Origin of the sequence: Micromonospora palomenae (assembly GCF_007829925.1) — a bacterium.
GTDB classification, from domain to species: domain Bacteria; phylum Actinomycetota; class Actinomycetes; order Mycobacteriales; family Micromonosporaceae; genus Micromonospora; species Micromonospora purpureochromogenes.
On record NZ_VIXA01000002.1, the window covers coordinates 944,268 to 958,340 of the forward strand.

The following is a 14,073-nucleotide window of genomic DNA, read 5'->3' on the forward strand; positions in this document are numbered from 1 at the left end:
GTCGGGTCAGCGCATCCAGACCGGGTCGGCGCCGGGCACCTCCAGCGGCGGCGGATAGTCCAGCTTCCGGCGTACGTCGTCGGGGAGCCGCCACGGCTGGTGCACCGCCCTCCCCGCCACCGACGCCAGTTCGGGAACCCACCGCCGGACGTACCCGCCGTCGGGGTCGTACCGTTCGGCCTGCCGGACCGGGTTGAGGCTCCGGTACGGCCGGCTGTCGTTGCCGGTGCCGGCCACCCACTGCCAGTTGCCGGAGTTGTTGGCCACGTCCCCGTCGAGCAGCCAACGGAAGAAGACGGCCACGCCGGGCCGCCAGTCCAGCCCGAGCACCTTCGTCAGGTAGCCGGCGGTGATCAGCCGGGCCCGGTTGTGCATCCACCCCTCGGCGCGCATCTGCCGCATCCCGGCGTCGACGATCGGCATTCCGGTGCGCCCCTCGGTCCAGGCGGCGAGCGCGTCCGCGTCGTACCGCCAGTCCTCCGTGGCGCCGCGCCGGTAGGCGCTGATGGAGATGTCCGGGAAGGCGGCGGTGACCTGGTAGTAGAAGTCCCGCCAGCAGAGCTGCCGGACGAACGGTCCCTCGGTGCCGCCGGCCCGGTTCGCCACGGCCAGCGGCGACAGGCAGCCGAACCGCAGGTACGGGCTGAGCCGAGAGGTCTCGTCGCCGGCCAGGTCGTCGTGGATGTCGTCGTACCGGTCGAGGGTGGGCAGCCACTGCGTGAGCCGGCGCTGCCCGACGCTCTCGCCGCCCACCGCGGCCCCGGGCGACTCGCCCTTCGGCGGCGCGGGCAGCCGGCCGGGCCGCACGCCGTCGGGCAGGGTGACGCGCCGGGGCGCGGCCAGCTCCTCGCGGCGGTCGGCCACCGCCCAGGCGCGGTGGTACGGACTGAAGACCCGGTAGTGGTCGCCCCCGCCCGGGCGCAGCGCCCCCGGCTCGACGATCGTCAGGCCGGGGAAGAGCCGCAGGATGAGCCGGTGCCGGTCGCACTCCGCACGCAGCCGGCGCTCCCGGCGGCGGGCGTACCGGCTGACGTCGGCGGAGAGCCCGATCCCCTCGGCGCCCACCTCCCGGGCCAGCCGGATCGTCTCGGCCACCGGGTCGCCCTGGCGTACCACCAGGTCACCGCCGCGCCGGCGCAGTGCCTCGCGCAGCTCGGCCAGGCTCTGGTGCAGGAAGCGGGTGCGGTTCGGTGACCGGTCGGCGAGCGCCGGGTCGAGCACGTACAGCGGCACCACCCGGTCGAACGCCGCGCAGGCGGTGGCGAGCGCCGGGTGGTCGTGCACCCGCAGGTCGCGGGTGAACAGCACCACCGCGGTCCGCGTGCTCACCGCGAGACCAGGCTCGGCCCGGGTACGGCGACCGGGCTGCCGGTCGGGGTGAGCAGGGCCCGGGCGGCCACCGCCAGCCGGCGGCGCTGCGGCACCAGCGCCCGGCGGACGAACACGTCGTAGCCCTGTGCGGCGACCTCGTCGAGGATCCCGCCGTAGAGCGCGTACGCGGTCCGCATGCACGCCTGCGAGGCGGGGCTGAGCAGGGTGATGCCCGGCGCGGCAGCCTCGTAGTGCGCCTGGGCGCGGCTCACCTCGTACTCGATCAGGTCCCGGATCCTCGGCGTGGTGCGGGCCTGTTCCTTCGCGGCGAGCAGGTCGTCGCGGGTGACGCCGAACTTGGCCAGGTCCTCGTCGGGCAGGTAGGTGCGGCCCCGGTCGAGGTCCTCGGCGACGTCCCGGATGAAGTTGGTGAGCTGGAAGGCGAAGCCGAGCTGGCGGGCCGGCTCGCGGGCCGCCGCCGGGTCGGAGCTGCCGAGGATCGGCAACATCATGGTGCCGATGACCGCCGCCGAGCCCTCCATGTAGTCGAGCAGGTCGTCGTAGGTCGGGTACGACAGCACGGTCAGGTCCATCACCATGCTGCGCAGAAACGACGCGAAATCGGCGCGGTCGAGATCGAAGACGGCGATGGTGTGCAGCACGGCCGGGAGCAGCGGGTCGTCGACCGGCTCACCGTGCAGGCCGGCGATGAATTGGGACGACCACTCGTCCAGCCGGGCGGCGCGGTCGGCGGGCGGCAGCTCCTCGGTGCGGTCGACGATCTCGTCGGCGTAGCGCGTGAATCCATACAGGGCGTGCACATGACGTCGTTTCCACGCGGGGAGCAGCCGAGTGGCGAGATAGTAGGTGCGACCGTGCTGTCGGTGCAGCTCCTGGCAGCGGGCATAGGCAGCGGTGAGATCGGTGTCCACCGGCCCTCCTCGAAATTCGACGCAGCAATCGACGCAACTCGTAACCCTAGGGTACGCTCGCTCCCATGGCCAACGACGCAGTCGCGGGTAATACGCTCCGCGTCGCGCCGGCACAGCCGGGAGCGACGGACGATCCGGTCCGCGGCGTACTGGCCGCGTTCACGAAAGAGCTGATCAAGGGGGTGGACGACACCCTGGCGGCCTTCCTGGCCGCCGAGGTCGGCGCACTCACCGAGATCGACGCAGCGATGGGTGGCTTCGCGGCCACCGCGCGCGACTGCGTCCTGGCCGGCGGCAAGCGGGTCCGACCGACCTTCGCGTACTGGGGCTGGCGCGGGGTGGTCGGCGGCGCGGAACCGCTGCCGACGGTGCTGCCGGCGTTCGCCGCCCTGGAACTGCTGCACACCTTCGCGCTGGTGCACGACGACGTGATGGACGGCTCCGACACCCGGCGCGGCCGGCCCACCGCGCACCGCGCCGCCGCCGCCCGACACGTCACCGCCGGGTACGCCGGCGACCCGGCCCGGTTCGGCGAGGCCGTGGCCGTACTCGTGGGGGACCTCTGCCTGGTCTGGGCCGACCGGCTGCTCAGCCACGCCACCGTGGCGCCGGCCCGGCTGTTCGAGGTGCGGCGCTGCTACGACCAGATGCGGATCGAGACGATCGCCGGGCAGTACCTCGACGTGCTGGGCGAGCACGATCCGGCGAACTGGTCGGTGGACCGGGCGCTGCGGGTGGCCCGCTACAAGACCGCCAGCTACACCGTCCAGCGCCCGCTGCTCTTCGGCCCCTGCCTGGCCGGCGTCGCCGCCGACGCGCCACTGATCGCCGCGTACACCCGCTACGGCCTGGCCGTCGGGGAGGCGTTCCAGCTCTGCGACGACCTGCTCGGCGTCTACGGCGACCCGGCGACCACCGGCAAGCCGGCCGGCGACGACCTGCGTACCGGCAAGCCGACCGCGCTGCTGATGCTGGCCCGCCAACTGGCCACCCCCGGCCAGCGGCGGGCGCTGGAGCGGGCCGGCCGGGTCACCGGCGCCCGGGACGTGGCCCGACTCGCCGAACTGGTCGCCGACACCGGGGCGGTGTCCCGGGTCGAGCGGATGATCTCCGACCGGGTGTCCGAGGCGCTGACCGCGCTGGACACCGCGTCGATCGACGAGACCGCGCGCACCGCGCTGACCGGCCTCGCCACCGCCGCGACCCGGCGGCGGGCATGATGAGCGACCTTGCGAAGGAGGTGGTCACGTGCGGACCGTGAACGGGCGTACGGATCGGGTGATGGTCGTCGGCGCGGGCCTGGGCGGGCTGGCGTGCGCGCTGCACCTGGCCGGCAGCGGCCGGCAGGTGACCGTGGTGGAGCGCGAGCCGGTGCCGGGCGGCCGGGCCGGCCGGCTGGCCGTCGACGGGTACGAGTTCGACACCGGCCCCACCGTGCTCACCATGCCCGACCTGATCGCCGAGGCACTGGGCGCGGTCGGCGAGGAGCTCGACGACTGGCTGGACCTCACCCCGGTCGACCCCGCCTACCGGGCCTGGTACCCCGACGGCTCGACGCTGGACGTCATCACCGACACCACCCGGATGGCCGCCGAGATCGCCCGGGTGTGCGGCGCCCGCGAGGCCGACGGCTACCTGCGTTTCGTGGACTACGCCCGCAACCTGTGGCACTGGGAGCGGACCGACTTCATCGACCGCAACCTGGACGCCCCGACCGACCTGCTCACCGCCAACCTGGTGAAGCTACTGACCAACGGCGCGTTCCGGCGACTCCAGACGAAGATCAACCAGTTCTTCCGGGACCCACGTACCCAGCGCATCTTCTCCTTCCAGGCGATGTACGCGGGCCTCGCGCCGCACGACGCGCTGGCCATCTACAGCGTCATCGCGTACCTCGACTCGGTGGCCGGGGTCTACTTCCCGCGCGGCGGCATCCACGCGGTCTCCCGGGGGATGGCCGGCGCCGCCGAGAAGCACGGCGTGCAGTTCCGGTACGGCACCACGGTGACCCGGGTGGAGACCGCCAACGGCCGGGCCACCGGCGTGCTGACCGCCGACGGCGAGCTGATCCCGGCCGACGTGGTGGTGCTCAACCCGGACCTGCCGGTCGCCTACCGTGACCTGCTGCCCCCGACCCGCCAACGGAAGTTGACCTACTCGCCCTCCTGCGTCGTGCTGCACGTCGGCTCGACCCAGGGGTATGAGAAGATCGCCCACCACAACATCCACTTCGGACGCAAGTGGAAGGGCACCTTCGACGAGGTCATCCGGCGCGGTGAGCTGATGACCGACCCGTCGCTGCTGGTCACCAACCCCAGCCGGACCGATCCGGCGGTGGCCCCGGCCGGGCGGCACACCTACTACGTGCTGGCGCCGGTACCGAACCTGGAACGGGGCCCGTTCGACTGGCGCGGCGACCTGAGCCGGCGCTACGCCGACCAGCTCGTGGCGACGCTGGAGGAACGCGGGTACGTGGGCTTCGGCGCCGGCATCGAGGTGCTGCGTACGATCACCCCCGCCGAGTGGGAGGAGCAGGGCATGGCCGCCGGTACGCCGTTCGCCGCCGCGCACAGCCTCTTCCAGACCGGCCCGTTCCGCCCGTCGAACCTGCACCGGCAGCTGCCCAACGTCGTGTTCACCGGCTCCGGCACCCAGCCGGGAGTGGGCGTACCGATGGTGCTGATCTCCGGGAAGCTGGCGGCCAACCGGATCACCGGTGCCGGGCGGTGAGCGCGCGGAGCGCGGCCCGACGGCGCGGCACAGGCAGGACGGGCGCGATGCACACGCGGAACGGGGGGCGGGTCCGGTGACGTCCCGGGAAGGGCACCTGGTCGAGCTGGTCGACGACCGCGGCAACGTGCTCGGCGAGGCCACCGTGGCCGCGGCGCACCAGGCGCCGGGGCGGCTGCACCGCGCCTTCTCGGTGCTGCTGGTCGACCCGGCCGGCCGGGTGCTGCTGCAACGGCGGGCCCCGATCAAGACCCGGTTCCCGCAGCGCTGGGCCAACTCCTGCTGCGGCCACCCCCGACCGGCCGAGTCGCTGGTGGAGGCCGCCAACCGCCGGCTGGCCGAGGAGCTGGGCGCCGCCCCGGTCACGCTGACCGAAATCGGCGTCTACCTCTACTACGCCGAGGACCCGGCCACCGGCCGGGTCGAGTTCGAGTACGACCACGTGCTGCGGGCCGACGTGCCGGCCGACGTCACCGTGCTGCCGGACCCCGACGAGGTGTCCGAGCTGCGCTGGGTCGACCCGGTACGGCTGATGGCCGAGATCGACGCGGACCCCCGCGCGTACGCGCCCTGGCTGGGCGGGGTGGTGAGCCGGCTGCTGCGCGCCGGCGGCCCCGCCGACACCACCATCCCGTCCGGCGTTCCGGCGGACGACGCGTCGGAGCGGTCGGGTGGCCGATGAGGCGCTGAGCGCGGGGGCCGTCGCACGCCGACTGGGCGTGGCGGTCACCACGCTGCGTACCTGGCACCAGCGCTACGGCCTCGGTCCCAGCCAGCACGTACCGGGTCACCACCGGCGCTACACGCCGGCCGACCTCGCGCGCCTGGAGATCATGCGTCGGCTCACCGCGGAGGGGATCACCCCGGCCGAGGCGGCCCGCTGGGCGAAGCAGAGCCCCGGAGTCGGTCCCGCCGCCGAGGTACGGCTGCGCGCCGGAGCCCGTCGGGACGGCGGCGGGCAGACGATCCCGGTCGGCCGGGCCGGGCCGGTCGCCCGTGGCCTGGCCCGGGCCGCCATGCGACTGGACTCGGCGGCGATCAGCGAGACCATCGCCAGCGCCCTCGCCCGCGACGGCGTGGTCGCCACCTGGGACGGCCTGCTGCGCCCGGTGCTGGCCGGCATCGGGGAGCGGCACGCCGCGACCGCCGGCCTGATCGAGGTCGAACACCTGATGTCCCGGTGCGTCTCCGAGGCGTTCGCCACGGTGGCCCGGCCCGGCCCGGCCGCCGCCCCGGCCCGGATCCTGCTCGCCTGCGCCGACGAGGAACAGCACACCCTGCCGTTGGAGGCGTTGGCCGCCACGCTCGCCGAGGCGGGTGTGGCGTATCGCATGCTCGGTGCCCGGGTGCCGCTCGCGGCGCTGATCGAGGCGGTGAACCGGACCGGTCCGGCCGCGGTGGTGCTCTGGTCGCACACCCGCGCCACCGCCGACCCCCGGCAGCTGTCCGCCCTGCTCGGGATGCCTCGACGCCCCCTGCTGGTGCTGGCCGCCGGTCCCGGCTGGCAGGCCGACACCCTGCCCGCCGGAGTGGTCCGGCCGGTCGACCTGACGGAGGCGGTGTCGCTGGCGTTGGCCGTCCGGGACTCGCTGGATCAGTCGAGCGGGGCCTGACCGACCCTGCCGGATCGGCGCGTCGTCCACTACCGTCGGGGCCTACCGCGTACCCGACCCCCCTCGGAGTGACGATGCGTGCACGCCCCGTCCTGGCGGCCGCCCTCGGCCTGGTCCTGCTCCTGGCCGGCGGCTGCGGCGAACCGCAACGGGAGCCCCAGCAGGCCGCGGCTCCCGCCCCGACGGCGGCGGCGAGTCCATCGCCGGTGACCGCCCCGTCACCGACAGCGACCCCGCGGCCGACCACGAAACCCAAGCCCAAGCTACGGCCGAAGCCCACCACGCTGCCCGCCGGCCTGCGGCGCGCCACCGGGGTACGCGCCGTCGCGCTGACCTTCGACGACGGCCCGGACCCGGCCTGGACGCCGAAGGTGCTCGACCAGTTGGGGGCCGCCCGGGTCAAGGCGACGTTCTGCCTGGTCGGCACCGAGGTACGCAAGCACCCGGAGCTGGTCGCCCGGATCGTCCGTGAGGGTCACCAGCTCTGCAACCACAGCTGGCGGCACGACTTCGACCTGGGCCGACGGCCGGTGGCCGAGATCCGGGCCGACCTGGCCCGGACCAACCGGGCGATCCAGGCCGCCGTGCCGGGCGCCAAGGTGCCGTTCTATCGCCAACCGGGGGGCCGGTGGACCCCGGAGGTGGTGGCGGTGGCCCGGCAGCTCGGCATGCGGTCGCTGCACTGGAGCGTGGACCCGCAGGACTGGGCGAAGCCGACCGCCGCCACCCTCGCCAAGCGGGTCCACGGCGCCGCCCGCCCCGGCGCGATCGTGCTGATGCACGACGGCGGGGGCGATCGCAGCCACACCCTGGCCGCCTGCCCGCACCTGATCACCGACCTGAAGCGGCGCTTCGGCGTCGCCCCACCCCGGTGACACCCCCTCTGACCTGCGGTTTTGTCGGCGAATGTGCCACCGGCCATACCGGTTTGGTCCACTGACCGGGCATGGCATATGCTTCTCATGCCTCCGGCGGGGCCGGATGGGAGCAAGTCCGCTTGAAGTTGCGAGTGTGCAATGATGGCGGGGCCGCCCTCATCGTCTAGCGGCCCAGGACGCCGCCCTTTCAAGGCGGTAGCACGGGTTCGAATCCCGTTGGGGGCACGGTCCGGCTCAGGCCGGATGCAACACCAGCCAGGTCCTGTGGAGCAGTTGGAGTGCTCGCCGCCCTGTCAAGGCGGAGGTCGCGGGTTCAAGTCCCGTCAGGACCGCCAGCGCCGACGCCGCGTGAACCATTGCGCGGCGTTCTGCGTATCGGAGCATGTGACCCTTTCGGCGGAGACCCCGCCTTCCGGGTAGCATGGTCCGAGCACCACGGCCAGGTAGCTCAGTTGGTACGAGCGTCCGACTGAAAATCGGAAGGTCGGCGGTTCGACCCCGCCCCTGGCCACATAGCCTTTCGCCGGGCTACAGAGATCCCCACCAGCGGAAACGTCGGTGGGGATCTTGCTTTGTGCGCCCTTGCCGGCTGGATCGCCGGTGCCCGTGGTTGACCGCTCCTGGCCCTTGATCGCCGCCGCTAGTTGCACGTTCGCTGCACGCCGCTCTCCGGTGAACCGGTCACATCGGCCCTGGACGCAACCCGCCATCCCTCACAATGAGCCTGATCTCGCGCAGACGAGCTGACCGCCGTTGATCCACGGCTCCCGTGTCAACGGACACGCAACGGGCACGGCGACCGAGGGATTATGAGATCAAATTACTCCCCCCGCCGACCTGGGCGTGTGGGCGTCTAGCAGCGGAAACCCTTCTCGACATCGCACACTGCTCCCCTGCTATCGGTCGACCACTTGCGGACCAGATGCGGACCGCCCGCTCATCATCGGCTCGAAGCGATCGGTTTAGGGCCCGTCCGCGACCGCACCGCACTGCACGAGAGCCTGCCACCGCCGTCCGACGCGGTGAAAATCTGGAACGGACGCGCGATGTGAGCCTTGCTCGGCGTTGCTAACGTCGCGGCGACCTCTGGAGGGGCGAACGGGGAGGACGACGCGGTGGCCAGCAGCGGAAGTGCAGCGACCTTGGCGAATCGGCGTGCTCGCGCGCCGATGGTCGTGATCTGCAGCGTCGTCGCGTTGGCCGCCCTCATCGCGCTGGGGTACCGGCTGGGTACCGACCCGCGGGTCGAGCACGGAGAGGTCGTCATCCTTGTGGCGCTGGCTCCGGGAGCCCTTCTGGTGCTGTCCTGGCTCGTCCGCCTGGTGCAGTGGTGGGGTGCCGCTCGTGCTCCCGCGAGGCGCGTCATGGTGACCGCGCATCTCGCGCAGTCGCCGCAGCCGGGAAGTGCGGGGCGGGTCACCGGTGCGGCGCACGCCGTGAGCGCCGCCGGCGGGATCGACACCAGTCCCAAGGGATACGCTGTGTGGCTGACGGTGAGCGGCCGGGACGGCGGTGTCCTGCACCAACGCGTGGTCTGGGAACCGTGGTTGCGCGAGCTGACCAGGCCGCGTCAGGCCATGGTCCGGCACGGGTCCGGCGTCAGCGTGGTCGACGTGGCCGGGTACGGGCGGCTCTGGCCGGCGAGTTTCACGCTGCGCCGTCGTCCCTACGGAGTCAGACTCATTCCGTTCCGCAAGGCCCGGAGGCTGCCGAAGGAGAACAGCCTGTCGCACGGCCGTCTGGCCTACCTTTTTCTCCTGCTCGTCGTGCCCTGCCTGGGCGGCGCCGTCGCCCAGGGTGTGTGGGCGCTGCTCGGGTGGTGGGTGGCGTACGTCGTCGCCTCGATGGCCGCCGCCGGAGCCTGGTTCGGCATCATCCCGCCCGGCGTGCTTCCGGGAGCAGCCCGTCGGGGCCGCGCCCCGGCGACCTCGTGACCACGGACGCGATCGAGCGGACAGGCGGCGACCTCGGACAGCTCCGTGAGGCGCTGCTCGACAGCATCGCCGAGCTCGTGCCGCACCGCTTCTTCCGTACTGCGAGTCGGCGCGCCCCAGCTACGAGAAGGCCCTCGCCGCCTACGGCGAAGCGGCGGCGCAGATTAACACCGTTGACCCCGGAATCCCGCTGCTGGCCGCCCCTTGTCGCACGTAGATCGCACGGCCACCCGTCATCCCGGCCTGGGCCGGGAGAGCGTCGCCGGCCCCTGCCTCCAAAGATTGAGACCGTTGTCGGCCGGCGTCGGCTACTGCGGCTGAACTGCTCACGCCGTCAACGGCCGCGACCGCGAAATCGCCAAGGCACTTTCGGAGCTGGCCGCGCATGGTGATGTGGCACGGGCTGCCTCGGCACATCACCATGCGTAGCTAGTCCCGCCGCAGGACGAACCACCCCACCGCAGCCCCCGCAAGAAGCAGGGCCGCCACGATCAATGCGGCTCCGACCGGGAAGGGCATCGGAATGAGGAACGGTGCTTGCTGGATCAGCAGGCTCGCACCGACCAACGCTTGGCCGCCGCCCATGCGCACGGGTTGGGACCGTTGGCTCGCCGGCAGGCGCCCAACCCGAATCCAGGCAGGGGGAAACCGTCGTGACACGGCCACGCGCACCCCGAGCACGACCATGGCGAGGCCGAGGACCACGATCACGAGGCGGAAGGCGATCCATAATGGGTCCGGGTCACTCACGCTCATGCGGCCCATCGTTCAAGGGGTGTCAAGCTGCAATCCCGCCAACCCGCAGCAGGCGGAGATGTTGCACGGCCACCCGGCAAACCGCGATGCGGAGCGACGTCGCATGGTATTTGCACGGCACCTCCGGCAGCGCTCTGACCTGCGGAAATGCGGGTGCCTGAAATCAGGAAGGTCGGCGGTTCGACCCCGCCCCTGGCCACATAGCCTTTCGCCGGGCTACTAGAGCGCCGACCAGCGGAAACGCAGGCCGGCGCTCTGCCTACTGGAGCGGCTTGACCCACCGTGACCACTCGGCCTGCCGCTCGTAGCCGCATGCTCGCCAAGCAGGGTGTGCCCCGGCGTTGTCGTCGAGCACCATGGCGTCGACCCGGATACCGCCCAGTCGGTGGAACCGTTCCTCGGCCGCCTTGACCAGCAGGCGACCGATGCCCTGCCGGCGCCGCTCGGGTGCTACCGCCAGCCGGTAGATGTGACAACGCCAGCCGTCCCACCCGGCGATGACCGTGCCGATCAGCGCCGAGTCGTCCACGGCGAGGAGGAGAGCCTCAGGATCACGTTCGAGAAGCGCCTCGAGCGCCTGCGCACTGTCCGGCGGGCGGTGCGCCCCCTCGGCAGCGGTCCGCCAGAACTCGAGTACGGCAGCGATGTCGGCGACAGTCGCCGAGCGCATGGTCCAGGCGGGCACGGACAAGACGATAGCGAAGCCGGCCGCGCCGGCGGGGTGACGGCCGGCGGCGCTGCTGTGCCGCCGCCGGCCGGGTGTTCAGGAGGTCAGTTCGTCGGCGGGTTGTCGTCGGTGTTCTTCGATACGAGCACCAGGTCATACGTGTACAGCGCGCCCGGAGCGAGCCACGACCACGAGCCACGCGGCTTCATCACGCGCATCTCCCTGGCCAGGGCCTGCCCGGTGTCCGGGTTGATGATCAGACGCACCTCGACGCGGCCGTTCCCGGGGCTGTCCTGCGCGAACGCAACCGCCTGCCCGGGCCGACCACGCATGTCGTGGACAACTCCCAGCCCGCGCACTCCCGGCACCGTGGCGAGCATGCGGTATGCGGCGGCGCGGACCTCGTTGCTGACCGGCAGGTCGATCACCAAGCTGGCGGCGACGGTGAACAGCCACTGGTTGCGGTCGGTGGGCATGTCGCCACCTCCTCCCTCAAAGCGGCTGAGCAGTGCGGCGCGGAGAGCGGCCGGGTCGGTCGGCAGCGCATCGAGTTGTGCCTGCGACACGTTTCGGTCGCCGAGGGCGAAGAGGTGTGCCGGGTCCACCCTTTCGCGGTAGACCTCGCCCGGGGCGATCTGCAGGTCGTACGGCTTCGGCTTGGTGATCCTGACAACGGTCGGGGAACCGTTGCGGCGCCAGGCGGCCTCGTCGCTCGGGGTGGCGGGCGCGGCGCCGAGCGGCTGCGAACTTGCCCAACTGCTGTCGGCGCTGGAGCGGGCCAGCCAATACTGGCCACCGGTCTTGTGGAACATGGTGTACGTGCCGTCGGCGGCCTCGACCGGCACCGCGTGGCCGCTCTCCGTTTGGAGGGTCAGATAGCGCCCGCCGGTCTGCGGGGCTCTGTCGCTGCGTTCGGCTGCCACGAGCAACAACCGCCTGGAGTCCATCGGCGCCTGCGTGGCGGGCGACACGACGTCGGGTGCGGCGTCGGGTGCATTGCGCGGAGCGGTGCCTGGTCCGGGCACGGCCACCACGACGGCGGTGACGGCCGCCGCAGCCACCCCCATCGTCCCCAGCACAGCCAGCCGTACCCGGCCAGGCCTGCGAGGCCGATCGAGCGCGGCCTGCCCTCCGGCCGCCCGAACGTCGGCCAAGATGCCGGCGACGGCCTGTGCGGTGTGCTCGCCCCGGTTCGGCGGTGGGTCCAGTCGTGCCGGCCGGGCCTCGGCAAGCAGATTCATGACATCTGGTGATCGGCTCATCGGGTCGACTCCTTCGGGACGAGGGTGGCGGCGGGTCGAGGCAGGTCCAGTTCGGTGGCGACAGCCATGGCGTCCTTCAGGTGACGCCGGGCGCGATGCAGGCGTACGTAGTACGTCGCTGTAGAGCAGCCGAGGACCCGAGCTGCGTGACCTGGCGTCAGCCCATGCCAGGCAACCAGCGTCAACAATTCGCGGTCGCCGTCGGACAATTGAGCCAGAGCAGTGAGCACCGCGGCCCGCTCGGCGACGCCGTCCGCCACGTCGGCAACGGACAACTCCTCGTCGGTAATCCACGCGCGCATCTCGGCGGCAATGGCCTGCTGCCGTTCCTCTGCGCGGTATCGCTCACCCACGACATTGCGGGCGACGGCAAGCAGCCACGGTAGCGGCGTCGCCCTCGGCAGCTCCGTCAACCGCCGCCACGCCACCAGGAACGTTTCGGCCACGACCTCATCGGCCAGCTGACGACCGGCGCGCGTGACGGCGTAGGCGTACACCTGCCGGTGGTGCGCCTGGTACACAGCGTTGAAATGATCGTCCGGGGGTTCTGGCACTGGCTTCGGCCCTTCCTGTTCGAGTTTCTCCGTCACCAGGAAATGTCTCGGGCACGCCGCTTCTTACATCGGTCCGAGTGCGAGCACGAAGAGGCTGACGACCACGATCACGAGACGGCCGGCCAGCAACAGCGGTTCCGTGTCACTCGGGCTCATGCGGCCATCATTGACCCGGTGTCAGGGTCCCCCCTGAGCCGGCCGCCCCGGCATCCCGCCTCTGTGGGCGTGGATCGCAGATCGATCGCCGGGTTTGACTATCATCACGGCATGGCGATTGATTGCGCTCCCGGGCTGGCCCCAGCGGTGGCGTTGTTCCGGTCCCTCGGCGACCCGACCCGGCTGGCCATCCTGCGCCGGATCGCGACCGGGGAGGCTCGGGTGGTGGACCTGACCGGCGAGCTGAAGTTGGCGCAGTCGACGGTGTCGAAGCACCTGGCGTGTCTTCGTGACTGCGGGCTGATCGACTATCGGGCCGAGGGCCGCCAGTCGTTCTACGCCCTGACGCGGCCGGAGCTCCTGGACCTGCTGCGCTCGGCCGAACAGGTCCTCGCCGCGACCGGCGAGGCGGTCGCCCTGTGCCCGACCTACGGGACGTCGGCCGAGCCCTCGGCGGAGGTGACGGCGTGAGCGCCTCGCTGCTGACCCCCGAGCGTCGGGCGGTGCTGTCCCGGCGCAGCCTCTGGCTGGCCTACGCCACCGCCGGCTACAACCTGCTGGAGGGCCTGGTCGCCATCGCCGCCGGCGCGGCCGCCTCGTCGACGGCGCTGATCGGCTTCGGCCTGGACTCGTTCGTCGAGGTGTCCAGCGCGGCCGTGCTGATCTGGCAGTTCCGCTCCCGGGTGCCCGAGGATCGGGAACGCCTGGCGCTGCGGCTCATCGGCGCGTCGTTCTTCGCCCTCGCGGCCTGGGTGACCTTCGACGCCGTCCGCTCGCTGCTGGCCGGCGGCGACGCCGACGCCAGCCCGGTGGGGATCGGCCTCGCCCTGGCGTCGCTGCTCGTGATGCCGCTCCTCGTGGCGGCCAAGCGGCGCACCGGACGGGAGCTCGGCTCGGCAACGGTCATGGCCGACTCGACACAGACCACGCTCTGCACCTACCTCTCCGCAGTACTGCTCGTCGGCCTGGTCCTCAACGCCGCCTGGGGCTGGTCATGGGCCGACCCGATCGCCGCGCTCGTCATCGCCGGCGTCGCGGTCAAGGAAGGCGTCGAAGCCTGGCGGGGTGAACACTGCGACGACTGCGCACCCCTGCCTGCCGTCGACGCCACCGGCGGGTCCCCGGGCTGCGCCGATGGCTGCTGCACCGACCGGAACGCGTGACCGGACCGTCGCCGTCCCCTGCTGGACAACATGCTGGGACTGGCCTCGCCGGCCCTGCTCATCCCGGTCACGCTGGGCGTCGCTCGAGTAGGCCCCGCCACGTTTTCCACCCGTCAT

14 protein-coding genes and 3 tRNA genes are annotated in these 14,073 nt (G+C 72.1%); 11 read left to right on the top strand and 6 right to left on the bottom strand.

Annotated features, from left to right (window positions below):
* Positions 1-6: 6 nt before the first annotated feature.
* Positions 7-1,329, bottom strand: a complete 1,323-nt coding sequence (locus tag FHX75_RS15460; protein WP_154940612.1) for a cryptochrome/photolyase family protein — start codon at positions 1,327-1,329, stop codon at positions 7-9.
* On the bottom strand, positions 1,326-2,243 hold the full coding sequence (locus FHX75_RS15465; RefSeq protein WP_154940614.1) for a phytoene/squalene synthase family protein: 918 nt from the start codon (positions 2,241-2,243) through the stop codon (positions 1,326-1,328). Before FHX75_RS15465 ends, FHX75_RS15460 begins: the two co-directional genes overlap by 4 nt.
* 65 nt (positions 2,244-2,308) lie before the next feature.
* Between FHX75_RS15465 and FHX75_RS15470 the strand changes: the two genes are divergently transcribed.
* The 9 genes from FHX75_RS15470 (at position 2,309) to FHX75_RS15510 (ending at position 9,398) form a co-directional block, all read left to right on the top strand.
* Positions 2,309-3,463: a polyprenyl synthetase family protein gene (locus FHX75_RS15470; RefSeq protein WP_154940616.1), complete on the top strand. Its 1,155-nt coding sequence runs from the start codon at positions 2,309-2,311 to the stop codon at positions 3,461-3,463.
* 28 nt (positions 3,464-3,491) lie between these two features.
* The gene (gene crtI, locus FHX75_RS15475; RefSeq protein WP_211364475.1) at positions 3,492-4,973 is read left to right on the top strand and encodes a phytoene desaturase family protein; all 1,482 of its coding nucleotides are present in this window, start codon (positions 3,492-3,494) and stop codon (positions 4,971-4,973) included.
* A gap of 76 nt (positions 4,974-5,049) precedes the next feature.
* Entirely contained in the window at positions 5,050-5,655 is a 606-nt protein-coding gene (idi, locus tag FHX75_RS15480) for an isopentenyl-diphosphate Delta-isomerase (RefSeq protein ID WP_154940618.1), read from the top strand.
* A complete protein-coding gene (locus tag FHX75_RS15485; RefSeq protein WP_154940620.1) occupies positions 5,645-6,586 on the top strand; it encodes a MerR family transcriptional regulator in 942 nt (313 codons plus the stop codon). The genes idi and FHX75_RS15485 overlap by 11 nt, the downstream gene beginning before the upstream one ends.
* A gap of 74 nt (positions 6,587-6,660) precedes the next feature.
* Complete coding sequence (locus tag FHX75_RS15490; protein ID WP_154940622.1) at positions 6,661-7,461, top strand: polysaccharide deacetylase family protein; 801 nt, start codon at positions 6,661-6,663, stop codon at positions 7,459-7,461.
* Positions 7,462-7,616: 155 nt separating this feature from the next.
* Positions 7,617-7,689: transfer RNA gene (locus FHX75_RS15495), tRNA-Glu, on the top strand.
* A 33-nt stretch (positions 7,690-7,722) separates the two neighbouring features.
* Positions 7,723-7,799 (top strand) — tRNA-Asp (locus FHX75_RS15500).
* 102 nt (positions 7,800-7,901) lie between these two features.
* Positions 7,902-7,975: transfer RNA gene (locus tag FHX75_RS15505), tRNA-Phe, on the top strand.
* Positions 7,976-8,579: 604 nt separating this feature from the next.
* Complete coding sequence (locus FHX75_RS15510; protein ID WP_154940624.1) at positions 8,580-9,398, top strand: hypothetical protein; 819 nt, start codon at positions 8,580-8,582, stop codon at positions 9,396-9,398.
* Between the two features lie 429 nt (positions 9,399-9,827).
* Here the strand turns inward: FHX75_RS15510 and FHX75_RS15515 are convergent, their stop codons facing one another.
* From FHX75_RS15515 to FHX75_RS15530, 4 genes are all read right to left on the bottom strand, one after another.
* Positions 9,828-10,154, bottom strand: a complete 327-nt coding sequence (locus FHX75_RS15515; RefSeq protein ID WP_154940626.1) for a hypothetical protein — start codon at positions 10,152-10,154, stop codon at positions 9,828-9,830.
* 259 nt (positions 10,155-10,413) lie between these two features.
* On the bottom strand, positions 10,414-10,839 hold the full coding sequence (locus FHX75_RS15520; protein WP_246158091.1) for a GNAT family N-acetyltransferase: 426 nt from the start codon (positions 10,837-10,839) through the stop codon (positions 10,414-10,416).
* Between the two features lie 86 nt (positions 10,840-10,925).
* Positions 10,926-12,083, bottom strand: a complete 1,158-nt coding sequence (locus FHX75_RS15525) for a CU044_5270 family protein (protein ID WP_154940628.1) — start codon at positions 12,081-12,083, stop codon at positions 10,926-10,928.
* Positions 12,080-12,673, bottom strand: a complete 594-nt coding sequence (locus FHX75_RS15530) for an RNA polymerase sigma factor (RefSeq protein ID WP_246158094.1) — start codon at positions 12,671-12,673, stop codon at positions 12,080-12,082. Before FHX75_RS15530 ends, FHX75_RS15525 begins: the two co-directional genes overlap by 4 nt.
* Before the next feature lie 231 nt (positions 12,674-12,904).
* On the opposite strand from FHX75_RS15530, the gene FHX75_RS15535 reads away from it, so the two are divergent.
* Entirely contained in the window at positions 12,905-13,264 is a 360-nt protein-coding gene (locus FHX75_RS15535) for an ArsR/SmtB family transcription factor (RefSeq protein WP_154940630.1), read from the top strand.
* A complete protein-coding gene (locus tag FHX75_RS15540) occupies positions 13,261-13,956 on the top strand; it encodes a cation diffusion facilitator family transporter (RefSeq protein WP_154940632.1) in 696 nt (231 codons plus the stop codon). The genes FHX75_RS15535 and FHX75_RS15540 overlap by 4 nt, the downstream gene beginning before the upstream one ends.
* The last annotated feature ends 117 nt before the right edge of the window (positions 13,957-14,073 follow it).